The 15965-nt window shown below is 61.1% G+C and carries 12 protein-coding genes; 8 read left to right on the forward strand and 4 right to left on the reverse strand.

The window, feature by feature from the left end:
* Positions 1-11: 11 nt before the first annotated feature.
* The 4 genes from CKW11_RS23655 to CKW11_RS23670 all read right to left on the reverse strand — a co-directional run bounded on the left by CKW11_RS23655 (position 12) and on the right by CKW11_RS23670 (position 4744).
* Positions 12-2267 (reverse strand): Orn/Lys/Arg decarboxylase N-terminal domain-containing protein, encoded by a 2256-nt coding sequence (locus CKW11_RS23655; protein ID WP_095139624.1) that lies wholly within the window; start codon positions 2265-2267, stop codon positions 12-14.
* Between the two features lie 198 nt (positions 2268-2465).
* Positions 2466-3224, reverse strand: coding sequence for a DNA polymerase III subunit epsilon (gene dnaQ, locus CKW11_RS23660; RefSeq protein ID WP_007965849.1), 759 nt, complete (start codon positions 3222-3224; stop codon positions 2466-2468).
* A gap of 208 nt (positions 3225-3432) precedes the next feature.
* Complete coding sequence (rnhA, locus tag CKW11_RS23665; protein ID WP_003224162.1) at positions 3433-3894, reverse strand: ribonuclease HI; 462 nt, start codon at positions 3892-3894, stop codon at positions 3433-3435.
* Between the two features lie 91 nt (positions 3895-3985).
* A complete protein-coding gene (locus CKW11_RS23670) occupies positions 3986-4744 on the reverse strand; it encodes a methyltransferase domain-containing protein (protein WP_003224159.1) in 759 nt (252 codons plus the stop codon).
* A gap of 66 nt (positions 4745-4810) precedes the next feature.
* Between CKW11_RS23670 and gloB the strand changes: the two genes are divergently transcribed.
* From gloB to fabI, 8 genes are all read left to right on the forward strand, one after another.
* Positions 4811-5578 (forward strand): hydroxyacylglutathione hydrolase, encoded by a 768-nt coding sequence (gene gloB, locus CKW11_RS23675; RefSeq protein ID WP_095139700.1) that lies wholly within the window; start codon positions 4811-4813, stop codon positions 5576-5578.
* 99 nt (positions 5579-5677) lie between these two features.
* Positions 5678-7144 carry a LysM peptidoglycan-binding domain-containing protein gene (locus tag CKW11_RS23680; RefSeq protein ID WP_095139625.1) on the forward strand — a complete coding sequence of 489 codons (1467 nt, stop codon included), beginning with the start codon at positions 5678-5680 and terminating at the stop codon, positions 7142-7144.
* A gap of 175 nt (positions 7145-7319) precedes the next feature.
* Complete coding sequence (locus CKW11_RS23685) at positions 7320-9152, forward strand: extracellular solute-binding protein (RefSeq protein ID WP_095139626.1); 1833 nt, start codon at positions 7320-7322, stop codon at positions 9150-9152.
* Entirely contained in the window at positions 9149-10990 is a 1842-nt protein-coding gene (locus CKW11_RS23690; RefSeq protein WP_095139627.1) for an extracellular solute-binding protein, read from the forward strand. The genes CKW11_RS23685 and CKW11_RS23690 overlap by 4 nt, the downstream gene beginning before the upstream one ends.
* Before the next feature lie 4 nt (positions 10991-10994).
* Positions 10995-12068 (forward strand): microcin C ABC transporter permease YejB, encoded by a 1074-nt coding sequence (locus tag CKW11_RS23695; protein ID WP_095139628.1) that lies wholly within the window; start codon positions 10995-10997, stop codon positions 12066-12068.
* A gap of 1 nt (position 12069) precedes the next feature.
* Positions 12070-13089 carry an ABC transporter permease gene (locus CKW11_RS23700; protein WP_064587187.1) on the forward strand — a complete coding sequence of 340 codons (1020 nt, stop codon included), beginning with the start codon at positions 12070-12072 and terminating at the stop codon, positions 13087-13089.
* Between the two features lies 1 nt (position 13090).
* Complete coding sequence (locus tag CKW11_RS23705) at positions 13091-14701, forward strand: ABC transporter ATP-binding protein (protein ID WP_095139629.1); 1611 nt, start codon at positions 13091-13093, stop codon at positions 14699-14701.
* A 19-nt stretch (positions 14702-14720) separates the two neighbouring features.
* Positions 14721-15515: an enoyl-ACP reductase FabI gene (gene fabI, locus CKW11_RS23710; RefSeq protein WP_003202751.1), complete on the forward strand. Its 795-nt coding sequence runs from the start codon at positions 14721-14723 to the stop codon at positions 15513-15515.
* Positions 15516-15965 lie beyond the last annotated feature (450 nt).

A 15965-nucleotide genomic window follows, 5' to 3' on the forward strand; every position in this document is an offset into this window, starting at 1 on the left:
CGGAAAAGTCCTCATTCCTTGACGCAATCGACGGTGTACTGCCGTCCATTGCCTTCATCTTCATGTTGCAGTCCATGCACATCAGCGACAAAACCGGGGAAGCTGCTATCGAACGTACGGGCAAACTTCAGGTAGTCGATGATCGAGCGGGTTGCCTCGGTAAAGCGCTCGCCGGGCATGATCAATGGAATTCCCGGTGGATACGGCACCAGCATCACCGCCGCAATCCGCCCTTCCAGCTCATCGATCGGCACCGCCTCCACCTCGCCGCGCACCAGATGATCATAGGCGTGGGCCGGCTTCATGGCGATTTCCGGCAGCACCGTGTACATGCGTTTCAGATGTTTGGCGGTGGCGTTGCTGCGGTAACAGGCGTGCAGTTGATCGCACAGGTCACGCAGGCCCATGCCGCGATAGCGCGCGGTGTCTTGCTGCGCCACGCAAGGCAGGCAAGTGGCCAGACTGACGTTGGCATCGTAACTGCGCTTGAATTCCAGCAACTCGGTGAGCAGCGTGCTCCACTTGCCCTTGGTGATGCCCATCGAGAACAGCACCAGGAACGAATACAGCCCGGTCTTCTCCACCACCAGCCCGCGCTCCCAGAGGAACTTGCTGACCACCGCCGCCGGGATGCCTTTTTCGCTCAACGCGCCGCCGGCATTCAACCCGGGCATGACCAGGGTCACTTTGATCGGGTCGAGCAGCACATAGTCGTCGCTGACTTCGCCGAAGCCGTGCCAGTCAGCGTCCGGTTGCAGCAACCAGTCTTCGGTCTGCACCCGGTCGATGCCTTCGACGCCGGGCGGCTGCCAGATCGAGAACCACCAGTCATCCGCCGCAATGTGCTGGCGCAAATTGGCCAGCGCCCGGCGAAAACTCAGCGCCTCGTCAAAGGTTTCCTGCAACAGCGAACGCCCGGCCGGGCCTTCCATCATGGCCGAGGCCACATCCAGCGAAGCGATGATGCTGTACTGCGGCGAAGTCGAGATGTGCATCATGAACGCTTCGTTGAAACGGTCACGGTCCAGCTGCCGCGCACCGCCGTCCTGCACATGAATCATCGAGGCCTGGCTGAACGCGGCGAGCAGCTTGTGCGTGGAATGGGTGGTGAACACCAGCGGGCTGTCTGCTGTGCGCGAGGTGGCCATGCCATAGCGTCCGGCGAAGAACTCGTGAAACGCTGCGTAGGCGTACCACGCCTCGTCGAAATGCAGCACTTCGACGCTATTGCCCAGGCTCTGCTTGATCAGCTCGGCGTTGTAGCACAAGCCGTCATAGGTCGAGTTGGTCACCACCGCCAGTTTGACTTTCGGCGCGCGGCCCTTGGTCAGCGGGCTGGCGTCGATCTTCGCCTGGATCGATTCGCGACTGAATTCGCTCAGCGGAATCGGGCCGATGATCCCCAGCTCATTGCGCTCCGGGCACAGGTACAGCGGGATCGCGCCGGTCATGATGATCGCGTGCAACACCGACTTGTGGCAGTTGCGATCGACCAGCACCAGATCATCACGGCCGACCATCGAGTGCCAGACGATCTTGTTGGCAGTCGAGGTGCCATTGATCACGAAAAACGTGTGATCGGCACCGAAGTTGCGCGCCGCGCGTTCTTCGGCCTCAGCCAGCGGGCCGGTGTGATCGAGCAGCGAACCGAGTTCCGGCACCGATACCGACAAATCCGAACGCAGGGTGTTTTCGCCAAAGAACTGGTGAAACGCCTGCCCCACCGGACTCTTGTGATAAGCCACGCCACCGCCATGCCCGGGGGTGTGCCAGGAATAGTTGGAATCGGCGGTGTGCTGTACCAGCGCCTTGAAAAACGGCGGCAGCAGGCCATCCAGATACTTGCGCGCGGCCCGCGCCACTTGCCGCGCCAGAAACGGCACAGTGTCTTCGAACAGGTAGAGAATGCCGCGCAACTGATTGAGTTCGGCCATGGCATCGGCGGGGGCGTTTTCCAGAGTGACCTGTTCGCCCAGGGCGAAGATCGGCAGATCCGGCGCGCGCACCCGCGCCAGACCGATCAGTTCGGCCATGTTCTGCAGCAGGTGCGAGTTGGTGCTGGCGTCTTCGGCCGCGATCAGCATGCACGCCAGACCATGATGGGTCGACGCCACCAACCGCCCTTCGGTGTAGTCGATGGCCGAAACGATATTGAAACCTTCCTGCTCCAACTCCCGGGCAATGCCACGGATACGGTCACCGGCGACCGTGTCGGCCTTGATGTCGCGGTGGACGATCAACACCGGAAACTTCAAATCTTTGTACATGAGGCTCAGTGTCCCGAGGCGGCGGATCAAAGTCTGCCAATGCACTCAGGGTAGAGGGTTGCAGCGAAAGTGGCGAGGGTGGCCAGTTGGCTTCACTCAGCCAAAAGCAAAAGATCGCAGCCTGCGGCAGCTCCTACAAAGAAATGCGATCCCCTGTAGGAGCTGCCGAAGGCTGCGATCTTTTGATCTTTTGATCTTTCAGGCCTGAGCATCAGCCTCGGCAATCTGCGTCCACAGCGCCGGACCGCCCGCCGACTTGGCAATGATCTCCAGCCGCGCCATATGCGCCGCCAGCTCCTCTTCCGTCGCCCGAATAATCCGCGCAGGCTGGCGATCAGCCGGCAGACGACGAATTTCCGTGGCGGAGTTGTCCGCGCCCTCGCCCGTGCCATTGCCGTCGGAAGCATTGCCCGCCAGCGACAGGCTGGTCTGGCCACCGGTCATGGTCAGGTAGACGTCGGCGAGAATCTCCGAGTCGAGCAAGGCGCCGTGCAGTTCACGGCCGGAGTTGTCGACGCCATAACGTTTGCACAAGGCATCGAGGCTGTTGCGCTGCCCCGGGTGACGTTCCCGGGCCATCATCAGGGTGTCGAGGATGGTGCAATGCTGGGTGATGTCAGCGCGATCGTGCTGACCCATCAAGGCAAATTCGTTGTTGATGAAGCCAACGTCGAACGCCGCGTTATGGATGATCAGCTGCGCGCCGTTGATGAACTCGAAGAACTCGTCGGCGACTTCGGCGAAACGCGGTTTGCCGACGAGGAATTCGTTGGTGATGCCGTGAACGCCAATCGCGCCCTCGTCACTCTCGCGGTCCGGTTGCAGGTAGACGTGAAAGTGCCGGCCGGTCAGGCGCCGACCGATCAGTTCGACACAGCCGATTTCAATGATCCGGTGACCATCGGTCACCGGCATGCCGGTGGTTTCGGTATCGAGTACAACGGATCTGGTGGCCATCAGTGTTCAGTTCTCAACGGGGTCAATCGTGCAAAAGCGGCGATGTTAACACGCTCGGTGGGGGTGTTTCAGTCAGACCGTGTCGCTCCATTCGCGAGCAAGCCCGCTCCCACACTGGATCTGCGGTGGGCACAATCCTGATACACAGGAGATCCAGTGTGGGAGCGGGCTTGCTCGCGAAGGCCACGACTCGGTGCAACGGCGGGACTCAGCTCTGCTTGTACCCGCGAACCTCATCCACCCCACGGTTGGCCAATTGGTCAGCCCGTTCGTTACCGTGATGACCAATGTGCCCGCGCACCCACTTCCAGGTGACCTTGTGGCGATTGACCTGCTCATCCAGTTCTTTCCACAGGTCAGCGTTTTTCACCGGCTCTTTCGCAGCGGTCTTCCAGCCGCGTTTTTTCCAGTTGGCCATCCACTCGTTGATGCCCTTCATCACGTATTGCGAGTCGGTCACCAGCAGCACTTCGCAGGGCCGCTTCAAGGCTTCGAGGCCACGGATGGCGCCGAGCAGTTCCATGCGGTTGTTGGTGGTATTGGCTTCGCCGCCCCACAGTTCCTTTTCGACGCCCTTGCACACCAGCAAGGCGCCCCAGCCGCCCGGGCCGGGGTTGCCCTTGCAGGCGCCGTCGGTGAACAGTTCTACGCTATCGACGCTTTCGCTCATGCCACTCTATCCAGAAAAATGCCTGGCCCCGTCAATCGCGGATCGACGATGGCCGCGGCCGGAGCAAGTCCGGCCACTATAAAAAGAAGGTTTACGGTTCGATACGACGGCGGTTGACCTTGGCCATCGGCAGCGGAATCAGCTTGCCCATCGGCTCGCGGCGTTCCTGACGCACCGGACGCAGGCCAACCACGATCTTGCGCGCGACCAGTAAATAGAAGCCGCCGCCCGACAGTTGCCAGTCGCCGGCCTTGCGTTCCCAGCCGGCCAGTCGGGCCTGCCACTTGGGCGACGCGAGCGGCGGACGATAGCACCCGAAGCGGCGTTTCTCCAGCGCAAAGCCCAGCAGATTGAGCCAGTCGGCGACCCGCGACGGCGAGATGCAGCGTGCCTGGCGCAACGCGTCGTGAGCGAAAACGTGGCGCAAGCCCCAGGTGCTCCAGGGGTTGATGCCGATGATCAGCAGATGCCCGCCGGGGCGTACGCTGCTCGCCGCTTCACGCAGCAAACCGTGGGGCGACAGGCAGAAATCCAGACCGTGCTGCAACACCACCACGTCGGCGGCGTGCTCGCTCAACGGCCAGGCCTGTTCCTCGCAGACGATCTCGACACCCGGCAACGGCGCGCCGAGCCGCACGTTACGCTGCACCTGCGGCGCCGACGGCGGGGTCTGGGCCGACGGCCCGTAATGCACCAGATAGCCGCCGAAGAACCGCCCCAACTCGTCTTCGAGCATGCGCCGTTCTTCATCCAGCAGAAATTGCCCGAGCGGGCCGGCCAGCCACTCACGGGCCGCGCCGATCAACGCCAGCCAGTCGGGATCGGCCTGAGCGAACGCTTTATCGGTCATGTCATTCTCCAACGCCGCTAGAAGCTCTAAGATGCGCCAATGTTTTCCGCTTGGCGAATTCCGACGATGATACAGATCAGTGCCCTGCCCGCGTTCACCGACAACTACATCTGGTTGTTACAGGATCACCGCACCCAGCGTTGCGCTGTGGTCGACCCGGGCGATGCCGCGCCGGTGCAGGCCTGGCTGGCGGCACACGAGGGCTGGGTGCTGAGCGACATTCTGATCACCCATCACCACCATGACCATGTCGGCGGCGTCGAACGCCTGAAAGCGGCAACCGGCGCCAAAGTCTACGGCCCGGCCAGCGAAAACATCCCGGGGCGCGACGTGGCGCTCAAGGACAACGACACGGTCAGCGTGCTCGGCTGGGACTTCGATGTCTTTGCGGTGCCCGGTCACACCCTCGGCCACATCGCCTATTACCACCACGGTCTGCTGTTTTGCGGCGACACCCTGTTCGCCGCCGGTTGCGGACGCCTGTTCGAAGGCACGCCGGAGCAAATGCACCACTCGCTCGGCCGTCTCGCTGCCCTGCCCGAGGATACGCTGGTGTATTGCACCCATGAATACACCTTGAGCAATCTGAAGTTTGCTGCGGCGGTCGAACCGAGCAACCCGGACATTGCCGCCCGTCTGGAAAAAGTCACCCGGCAACGGGAAAAAGGCGTGATGACCCTGCCCTCGACCCTGGCCCTGGAAAAGCTCACCAATCCGTTTTTGCGCACCGCTGAAACATTAGTTACACAAAAAGTGGACGAACGGGCGGGCGCTCAAAACCGGGCGCCGAGTGAGGTTTTTGCGGCTCTGCGGGCATGGAAAGATACGTTCTAAGTGACTTGTCACCTGGTACAAAAATTCTGAATGGTTGACCGCAGGGGGTGCGCTTTCTAGAATCGCCCGACATTTTTGCCCGGAACTTACTTCCAGCCAATGTCGTCATCCATACGTAAGTCCGTCAATTCAGACGCATTGACCCGCCTGGCTCAAGCCATCGCGGTGGCTGTGTCCGCCACGCTGGCGGGCTGCTCCAGCCATGCTCCACAGCCTGAAGCGACCCATACGCCGAACATTGCTGCGCGAGCCAAGCAGAAGCCGATCTGGCTGACTGAAAAGCCCAGCCCGCAAGTGCCTCAGGACATCTGGGAGCGCATGCGCGGTGGTTTTCAGCTACAGGACAGCCTGGGCGTCAACCCGCGCATCGAGCAGCAGCGCCTGTGGTTCGCCAGTAACCCGTCCTTTCTGGAGAACGCCGGCGAACGCGGCAGTCTCTACATTCATTACATCGTCGAGCGTCTCGAAGAGCGCAACATGCCGCTGGAGCTGGCCCTGCTGCCAGTGATCGAGAGCGCCTACAACCCGATGGCCTATTCCCGGGCCGACGCTTCGGGCCTGTGGCAATTCATTCCATCCACCGGTCGTTACTACAACCTGCGCCAGACCCGCTTCTATGATGGCCGTCGCGATATTACCGCCTCGACCACCGCCGCGATGGACTACCTGACTCGTCTGCACGACATGTTCAACGGTGACTGGCTGCTGGCCCTGGCGGCCTACAACGCCGGTGAAGGCACGGTCAGCCGCGCCATCGAGCGTAACGAGAAGCTGGGCCTGCCGACCGACTACTGGAACCTGTCGTCGTTGCCGGCGGAAACCCAGGCTTACGTGCCGAAACTGCTGGCCTTGTCGCAAGTGGTGCTGGCGCCGGAAGCCTACGGGGTGAACCTCAACCCGATCGCCAACGAACCGTATTTCCAGGTCGTCGAAATCAACCAGCGCATGGACCTGTCCAAGGTTGCGGCGGTGGCCAACATCGACGAAGACGAGCTGTTCCAGCTCAACCCGGCCTTCAAGCAGCGCACCACCATCGACGGCCCCCAGCATCTGCTGGTGCCGACGTCCAAGGCGCAACTGCTGACCGCCAGCCTGCAAACCATGCGGCCTGAAGAGCTGATCAGCCCGCGCTCGCTGAAGCCGGTGTTCGACGGTGCCGACCCGAGTGAAGTGGCGAAGCTCAAGCGCGCTTACCGGGTCAAACGCGGCGACAATCTCGGCTCCATCGCCAAGGCCAACAAGGTCGAAGTCAAGGATCTGCAGCGCTGGAACAAGCTGACCGGCAAGAACCTCAAGGTCGGCCAGACTCTGGTGATGCAGGACAACACCAAGCGCACCCCGGCGCGCAGCGGTGGCCGGGTCAACACGGTGATTGCCGCCAACAGCAAGACCAAAGGCAAGACCGACAGCCAGCAGCAGACCCAGTACAAGGTCAAGCGTGGCGACACGCTGTACGTCGTGGCCAAGCGTTTCAACGTCGAGATGCAGCATCTCAAGCGCTGGAACCCGGGTGCCGGCAAGGCCCTCAAGCCTGGGCAGATGCTCACGGTTTACCAGCCGCACTGAGTTGAAATCAAAAGATCGCAGCCTTCGGCAGCTCCTACATTGATCTCTGTAGGAGCTGCCGAAGGCTGCGATCTTTTTTTTGCATTAACACAGCATTAACCCGCATCTTTTTCCTGTCCAGACAAGCTGTTACTGTACGGCCCACAAAGCCCAAGCCGCCTGGATCGGATCTGACTTGAAGCGTCCCCTCCTCCTGCTCCTGATCAGCCTGGCCTTGAGCTCACCCGCAAGCGCGACGATTACCGAGAGTCACGGTTATGCGCAGTTCGGCACGCTCAAGTACCCGGCCAGATTTACCCACTTCGACTGGGTCAACCCGCAAGCGCCCAAGGGCGGTACGTTGCGGGTGATGGCGTTCGGCACCTTCGATACGGTCAACCCGTACACCTTCAAGGGCTCCAGCCCGGTCACGACACCGAATTTCCTGCAGTACGGCATCAACGAGCTGAACGAGCCGCTGATGGTCGGCACCGGCCAGTATTCGCCGTCCGGTGACGAGCCGGCGTCGAGCTATGGACTGATCGCGCAATCGGTGGAATACAGCGAAGATCGCAGCTGGGTGGTGTTCAATCTGCGCCCGGAAGCGCGTTTCCACGACGGCACCCAGATCACCGCCTACGACGTGGCGTTTTCCTATCGCTTGCTGCTCAAGGACGGCCACCCGCTGTACCGCACCGCCCTGCAAGAAGTGTCGCGGGTCGACATCCTCAACCCGCAGCGCATCCGATTCGTGATGAAGCGCTCGGGCAATCCGCTGCTGATTCTGCGCCTCGGTGAATTGCCGGTGCTGCCGCAGCATTACTGGAAGGATCGCGACTTCAAGGCCACCACCTTCGAGCCACCGCTGGGCAGCGGCCCTTACCGCATCACCTCGGTGACGCCGGGGCGGCAGCTGATTTTCGAGCGGGTCAAGGATTACTGGGGCAAGGATCTGCCGGTCAATCGCGGCAAGTACAACTTCGATCGCATGGAAGTCGAGTTCTACCGCGACAGCGACGTGGCCTTCGAAGCCTTCAAGGCCGGCGAATTCGACATCTACATCGAGCATCAGGCAAAGAACTGGGCCAACGGCTACAACTTCCCGGCGGTGCGCCGTGGCGACGTGATCAAGGCGCAGATCCCGCACCAGATCCCGACCCAGAGTCAGGGCCTGTTCATGAACACCCGGCGCGCGACTTTCAGCGACGTCAAGGTGCGCGAAGCGCTGGGCCTGATGTTCGACTTCGAGTGGACCAACCGCGCGCTGTTCAGCAATGCCTACAAACGCACCACCAGCTACTACCCCAACAGCGAATTCAGCGCCAGCGGCCTGCCGGTCGGGCATGAATGGCTGATGCTCAAGCCGTATAAAGATCAGTTACCCGCGAAGCTGTTTACCGAGCCGTTCAGCCTGCCGCAGACCGACGGCCGCGGCATCCCCCGGGAAACCATGCGCAAGGCCCTGGCCCTGCTCGCCGAGGCCGGCTGGAAGCTCAACGGCCAGCGCCTGCAAAACGCCAAGGGTCAGCCGCTGGGTTTCGAACTGCTGCTGGTCAACCCGAACCTTGAACGGATCCTTCAGCCGTACATCGAGAACCTCAACAGCATCGGCATCGACGCGCGCCTGCGCACGGTGGATCGCGCCCAGTACAAACAGCGCCTGGACCAGTTCGATTTCGACATGATTCTGATGACACTCAACCAGACCCTCAGCCCAGGCCTGGAGCAATGGCAGTACTTTCATTCCAGTCAGGTCGGGGTCAAGGGCAGCAAGAATTACGCCGGCATCGCCAATCCGGTGGTCGATCACCTGCTCGAACAATTGCTCGCCGCGCAAACCCGCGACGAACAGGTCGCCGCCGGCAAGGCGCTCGACCGCGTGCTGCTCTGGCAGCACTACAGCATTCCCAACTGGTACCTCAATTATCACCGACTGGCCTACCGCAACCGGTTGGCTTTCGTCACCACACCGCCCTACACCCTGGGCCTGAGCGCGTGGTGGCTGAAATCTTCGGAGAACAATAAATGATGCCCATCCGCGCCCTGCTCGTGCAGGCGAGCGGTCTGCTGTTCGCCGGGCTGGCGATTGCCGCCCCGCAACATGCCGTGACCCTGTACAACGAGCCGCCGAAATACCCGGCCGATTTCAAGCAATTCGACTACTTGAACCCCGACGCGCCGAAGGGCGGGATCTTTCGCCAGGCCGGGTTTGGCGGCTTCGACAGCCTCAACCCGTTCATCAGCAAAGGCGTGCCGGCCGATGACGTTGGACAGATCTACGACACCCTGACCAAGCACAGCCTCGACGAGCCGTTCACCGAGTACGGCCTGATTGCCGCAAAGATCGAGAAAGCCCCGGACAACAGCTGGGTGCGTTTCTACCTGCGCCCGGAAGCGCGGTTTCATGACGGTCATCCGGTGCGCGCCGAAGACGTGGTGTTCAGCTTCCAGACCCTGACCAAGGACGGCTCGCCGCTGTTTCGCGGTTACTACAGCGATGTTGCCGAAGTCATCGCCGAAGACCCGCTCAAGGTGCTGTTCAAGTTCAAGCACACCAACAATCGCGAGTTGCCGCTGATCCTCGGTCAGCTCCCGGTGCTGCCGAAACACTGGTGGGCCAATCGTGATTTCACCAAAGGCAATCTGGAGATTCCGCTGGGCAGCGGCCCGTACAAGGTCGCCGAAGTGAAGGCCGGGCGCTCGGTGCGCTATGAGCGGGTCAAGGATTACTGGGGCAAGGATCTGCCGGTCAATCGCGGGTTCTACAACTTCGATGTGATGACCACCGATTACTACCGCGACAACACCGTCGCCGTCGAAGCGCTGAAGGCCGGCCAGTTCGATTACTGGCTGGAAATGACCGCGAAGAACTGGGCCAACGCTTACAACATCCCGGCCGTGACCGAAGGCCGGCTGATCAAGGAACAGATCGCCAACAGCAACCCGACCGGCATGCAGGGCTTCGTCTTCAACCTGCGCCGCCCGGTGTTTCAGGATGTGCGGGTGCGTCAGGCGCTCGGCCTGCTGTTTGATTTCGAGTGGACCAACAAACAGCTGTTCAACGGTGCCTACTTCCGCACCCGCAGTTATTTCGAAAACTCGGAAATGGCCGCCACCGGCCTGCCCGACGCCGAGCAACGGGCGATCCTCGAACCGTTTCGCAGCAAACTGCCGGCGCAGGTGTTCAGCGAAGCCTTCGAAAACCCGAAGACCGACGCCAGCGGCATGATCCGCGCCCAGCAGCGCGAGGCCTATCAGCTGTTGCAGGAGGCTGGCTGGAAGATCGTCGACGACAAAATGGTCGACGCCAACGGCAAACCGGTGGTCATCGAGTTCCTCCTGGCACAGACCGAATTCGAACGCGTGCTGCTGCCGTTCAAACGCAATCTGGCTGACCTCGGCATCGACCTGGTGATCCGCCGCGTCGACGTTTCGCAGTACATCAACCGCGTGCGTTCGCGGGACTTCGACATGATGGTCGGCAGCTTCCCGCAATCCAACTCGCCGGGTAACGAGCAGCGCGAATTCTGGATGAGCGCCGCCGCCGACAAACCGAGCAGCCGCAACACCATGGGCCTGAAGGATCCGATCGTCGATCAACTGGTGGAAAACCTGATCAACGCCGATTCACGCAGCAGCCTGGTGGCCCATGCGCGAGCGCTGGATCGGGTGCTGCAATGGGGTTACTACGTGGTCCCCAACTGGCACATCAAGACCTGGCGCGTGGCGTACTGGAACCACATCGGTCACCCGAAAGTCTCGCCCAAATACGACATCGGGATTAACACCTGGTGGGTCAAACCTGACGCGAAACCCGCCATAGAAGTCGAAACCAAACTGCAAGCCGACCCTGTGGGCACGGAGTAATCAGATGCTGGCGTATATCTTTCGGCGACTGCTGCTGATCATCCCGACCCTGTTCGGCATTTTGCTTATCAACTTCGTGATCATTCAGGCCGCGCCCGGCGGCCCGGTGGAACAGATGATCGCCAAGCTCGAAGGCTTCGAAGGCGCCACCAGCCGCATTGCCGGTGGCGGTGCCGAAGTCTCGGTGGCCGGTTCGGCCTATCGTGGCGCGCAAGGCCTGGATCCGGCGCTGATCAAGGAAATCGAGCACATGTACGGGTTCGACAAGTCGGCCCCGGAACGTCTGTGGATCATGGTCAAGAACTACGCGCAGCTGGATTTCGGCGACAGCTTCTTCCGCGACGCCAAGGTCATCGACCTGATCAAGGAAAAGATGCCGGTGTCGATCTCGCTCGGGCTGTGGAGCACGCTGATCATGTACCTGGTGTCGATCCCGCTGGGGATCGCCAAGGCCACGCGGCACGGCAGTCACTTCGACGTCTGGACCAGCTCCGCGATCATCATCGGCTACGCGATCCCGGCGTTCCTCTTTGCGATTCTGCTGATCGTGGTGTTTGCCGGCGGCAGTTATCTGGACTGGTTCCCGCTGCGTGGCCTGACCTCGAACAACTTTGATGAGCTGAGCCTGGGCGGTAAGATTCTCGACTACTTCTGGCACCTGGCACTGCCGGTGACGGCGCTGGTGATCGGCAACTTCGCGACCATGACCCTGCTGACCAAAAACAGTTTTCTCGACGAGATCAACAAGCAGTACGTGGTCACCGCCAAGGCCAAGGGCCTGACGCGCAACCGCGTGCTCTACGGCCACGTGTTCCGCAACGCCATGCTGCTGGTGATTGCCGGGTTCCCGTCGGCGTTCATCGGCATCTTCTTCACGGGCTCGTTGCTGGTGGAAGTGATTTTCTCCCTCGACGGTCTGGGCCTGATGAGTTTCGAAGCGGCGATCAATCGCGATTACCCGGTGGTGTTCGGCACTCTGTTCATCTTCACCCTGCTCGGTCTGGTGGTGAAACTGATCGGCGACCTCACTTACACCCTGGTCGATCCGCGCATCGACTTCGCCAGCCGGGAGCATTGAGATGAACCTATCCCCTCTCAACCGCCGCCGGTTCGAACTGTTCAAGGCCAACAAGCGTGGCTGGTGGTCGCTGTGGCTGTTTCTGATCCTGTTCGGCCTGAGCCTCGGTGCGGAGCTGATCGCCAACGACAAGCCGTTGGTGGTGCATTACGACAACAACTGGTATTTCCCGGCGATCAAGCGCTACCCGGAAACCACCTTCGGCGGCGAATTCCCGCTGGAAGCCAACTACAAGAGCCCGTACATCCGCGAACTGCTCAAGGCCAAGGACGCTTGGGTGTTGTGGGCGCCGATTCCCTACAGCTACCAGAGCATCAACTACGACCTGAAAGTCCCGGCCCCGGCCCCGCCTTCGGCGGACAACCTGCTGGGCACCGACGATCAGGGCCGCGATGTGCTGGCACGGGTGATCTACGGCTTCCGCATTTCGGTGCTGTTTGCCCTGACCCTGACCGTGTTGAGTTCGATCATCGGCGTGATTGCCGGCGCGCTGCAGGGTTTCTATGGCGGCTGGGTCGATCTGGCCGGGCAGCGTTTTCTGGAGATCTGGTCGGGGCTACCGGTGCTGTACCTGCTGATCATTCTTGCCAGTTTCGTCCAGCCGAATTTCTGGTGGCTGCTGGGGATCATGCTGCTGTTCTCGTGGATGAGCCTGGTCGACGTGGTGCGCGCCGAGTTCCTGCGCGGCCGTAACCTCGAATACGTGCGCGCCGCGCGGGCGCTGGGCATGCAGAACGGCGCAATCATGTTCCGCCACATCCTGCCCAACGCGATGGTCTCGACCATGACCTTCATGCCGTTCATCCTCACCGGCGCCATCGGTACCCTGACTGCGCTGGATTTCCTCGGCTTCGGCCTGCCCGCCGGCAGCCCGTCGCTGGGTGAACTGGTCGCTCAGGGCAAATCCAACCTGCAGGCACCGTGGCTGGGCATGAGCGCGTTTGCCGTGCTGGCGCTGATGTTGAGTTTGCTGGTGTTTATCGGCGAGTCCGCTCGCGATGCCTTCGACCCGAGGAAGTGAAATGAATCAGGACAATCTGATCGAAGTGCGCGACCTCGCCGTCGAGTTCGGCCTCAACGAGCGACTGCACCGGGTGGTCGAGGGCGTGAGCTTCGACATCAAACGCGGCGAAACCCTGGCGCTGGTCGGCGAATCCGGCTCGGGCAAATCGGTGACCGCGCACTCGATCCTGCGCCTGCTGCCCTACCCGCTGGCCCGCCATCCGGCCGGCAGCATCAACTATGCCGGGCAGAATCTGCTGGACCTGAGCGAAAAGACCATCCGCCACATCCGTGGCAACCGCATCGCGATGATCTTTCAGGAGCCGATGACCTCGCTCAACCCGCTGCACTCGATTGAAAAACAGATCAACGAGATCCTCGGCATCCACAAGGGCCTGAGCGGCAAAGTCGCGACCAAGCGCACTTTGGAGCTGCTGGAGATGGTCGGCATCCCCGAGCCGCACAAGCGCCTCAAGGCCTTGCCCCACGAATTGTCCGGCGGCCAGCGCCAGCGCGTGATGATCGCCATGGCGTTGGCCAACGAGCCGGAACTGCTGATCGCCGATGAACCGACTACCGCACTGGACGTGACCGTTCAGCTGAAAATCCTCGATTTGCTCAAGGAACTTCAGGCTCGATTAGGCATGTCGCTGCTACTGATCAGTCACGATTTGAACCTGGTGCGAAGAATTGCGCATCGCGTATGTGTCATGCAGCGCGGTTGCATCGTCGAACAGGCATCGTGCGCGGAGCTGTTCCGTTCGCCGCAGCATCCGTACACTCGGGAATTGCTCGGTGCGGAGCCCAGCGGGGGCCCGGCGAGCAATAAAATCGGGGCGCCGTTGCTTGAAGTCGAGAACCTCAAAGTCTGGTTCCCGATCAAGAAAGGCCTGCTCAAGCGCACGGTGGATTACGTCAAGGCAGTGGACGGCATCAATTTCAGCCTGCCTCAGGGTCAGACCCTGGGGATCGTGGGGGAAAGCGGTTCCGGCAAATCCACGCTGGGTCTGGCGATTTTGCGGCTGATCGGCAGCAAAGGCGCCATTCGCTTTGAGGGCAAGCAGCTAGACTGCCTGACGCAGAACGAGATTCGCCCGTTGCGTCGGGAGATGCAGGTGGTGTTTCAGGACCCGTTCGGCAGCCTGAGCCCGCGGATGTGCGTCAGCGACATCGTTGGCGAAGGCCTGCGGATTCACAAGATGGGCACCGCGGCCGAGCAGGAAGCGGCGATTATTGCGGCATTGAAGGAGGTAGGTCTGGATCCGGAAACCCGGCACCGCTACCCTCACGAATTTTCCGGCGGGCAACGGCAACGTATCGCCATTGCCCGGGCTTTGGTGCTGAAACCGGCGCTGATCCTGCTGGACGAGCCGACTTCCGCGCTCGACCGCACGGTGCAGCGGCAAGTGGTGGAGCTGTTGCGTTCACTGCAAGCCAAGTACAACCTGACGTATTTGTTCATCAGCCATGACCTGGCTGTCGTCAAAGCGCTGAGCCACCAGCTGATGGTGGTCAAGCATGGCCAAGTGGTCGAACAGGGAGCTGCGCAAGATATTTTTGCCGCCCCCAAACATCCGTATACACAGCAGTTGCTGGAAGCCGCTTTTTTGGCACCAGCCACTGCGCAATAACCTGAAAGAGGAGCAACACATGGGTTTTCTCGCCGGTAAGCGCGTACTGATCGTCGGTGTCGCCAGCAAGCTGTCCATCGCATCCGGCATCGCTGCCGCCATGCATCGCGAGGGCGCTGAGCTTGCCTTCACTTATCAGAACGACAAACTCAAGGGTCGCGTTGAAGAGTTCGCACAGGGCTGGGGTTCGAGCCCTGAGCTGTGCTTCCCGTGCGACGTGGCCAGCGATGAAGAAATCGCCAAGGTCTTCGAAGAGTTGAGCAAGAAGTGGGACGGCCTGGACTGCATCGTGCACTCCGTCGGCTTCGCCCCGGGCGACCAACTGGACGGCGACTTCACCGAAGCCACCACCCGTGAAGGTTTCCGCATCGCTCACGACATCAGCGCCTACAGCTTTGTGGCCCTGGCCAAGGCTGGCCGCGAAATGATGAAAGGCCGCAACGGCAGCCTGCTGACCCTGTCGTACCTGGGCGCCGAGCGCACCATGCCGAACTACAACGTGATGGGCATGGCCAAGGCTTCGCTGGAAGCCGGCGTACGTTATCTGGCCGGCTCCCTGGGCCCGGACGGCACCCGCGTCAACTGCGTATCGGCTGGGCCGATCCGTACCCTGGCAGCCTCGGGCATCAAGAACTTCCGCAAGATGCTGGCCGCCAACGAAGCGCAAACCCCACTGCGCCGCAACGTTACCATCGAAGAAGTCGGCAACGCCGGCGCCTTCCTGTGCTCCGACCTGGCGTCGGGCATCAGCGGTGAAATCATGTACGTCGACGGCGGCTTCAACACCACCGCCATGGGCAACATCGAAGAGTAATCTTCGATAGCCGATAAAAAACCCGCCAATCGGCGGGTTTTTTTGTGCCTGCAATTTCTTGAACACCCCAAATCCCCCTGTAGGAGTGAGCCTGAATTTCGTGAACAGCGGATAAACCTGTGGGAGTGGGCTTGCTCACGAAGAGGCTGGCACATTCAACATGGATATCGCCTGACCGGACGCTTTCGCGAGCAAGCTCGCTCCCACACTGTTTTGCGATGCGCCTGAACTTTGTGGGCAGCGGATAAACCTGTGGGAGTGGGCTTGCTCACGAAGAGGCCGGCACATTCGACATGGATATCGCCTGAGCGGACGCTTTCGCGAGCAAGCCCGCTCCCACACTGTTTTGCGATGCGCCTGAACTTTGTGGGCAGCGGATAAACCTGTGGGAGTGAGCTTGCTCACGAAGAGGCCGGCACATTCAACATGGATATCGCCTGAGCGGACGCT

Source organism: Pseudomonas sp. Irchel s3a10 (assembly GCF_900187525.1).
In the GTDB taxonomy this organism is placed as follows: Bacteria; Pseudomonadota; Gammaproteobacteria; order Pseudomonadales; family Pseudomonadaceae; genus Aquipseudomonas; species Aquipseudomonas koreensis_G.

What these genes read in the sequence shown, in the direction of transcription:
- CKW11_RS23655 (WP_095139624.1), bottom strand. Translation starts at nt 2,267, where the DNA reads ATGTACAAAGATTTGAAGTTTCCGGTGTTGATCGTCCACCGCGACATC.
- dnaQ (WP_007965849.1), bottom strand. Translation starts at nt 3,224, where the DNA reads ATGGCCACCAGATCCGTTGTACTCGATACCGAAACCACCGGCATGCCG.
- rnhA (WP_003224162.1), bottom strand. Translation starts at nt 3,894, where the DNA reads ATGAGCGAAAGCGTCGATAGCGTAGAACTGTTCACCGACGGCGCCTGC.
- CKW11_RS23670 (WP_003224159.1), bottom strand. Translation starts at nt 4,744, where the DNA reads ATGACCGATAAAGCGTTCGCTCAGGCCGATCCCGACTGGCTGGCGTTG.
- gloB (WP_095139700.1), top strand. Translation starts at nt 4,811, where the DNA reads ATGATACAGATCAGTGCCCTGCCCGCGTTCACCGACAACTACATCTGG.
- CKW11_RS23680 (WP_095139625.1), top strand. Translation starts at nt 5,678, where the DNA reads ATGTCGTCATCCATACGTAAGTCCGTCAATTCAGACGCATTGACCCGC.
- CKW11_RS23690 (WP_095139627.1), top strand. Translation starts at nt 9,149, where the DNA reads ATGATGCCCATCCGCGCCCTGCTCGTGCAGGCGAGCGGTCTGCTGTTC.
- CKW11_RS23695 (WP_095139628.1), top strand. Translation starts at nt 10,995, where the DNA reads ATGCTGGCGTATATCTTTCGGCGACTGCTGCTGATCATCCCGACCCTG.
- CKW11_RS23700 (WP_064587187.1), top strand. Translation starts at nt 12,070, where the DNA reads ATGAACCTATCCCCTCTCAACCGCCGCCGGTTCGAACTGTTCAAGGCC.
- CKW11_RS23705 (WP_095139629.1), top strand. Translation starts at nt 13,091, where the DNA reads ATGAATCAGGACAATCTGATCGAAGTGCGCGACCTCGCCGTCGAGTTC.
- fabI (WP_003202751.1), top strand. Translation starts at nt 14,721, where the DNA reads ATGGGTTTTCTCGCCGGTAAGCGCGTACTGATCGTCGGTGTCGCCAGC.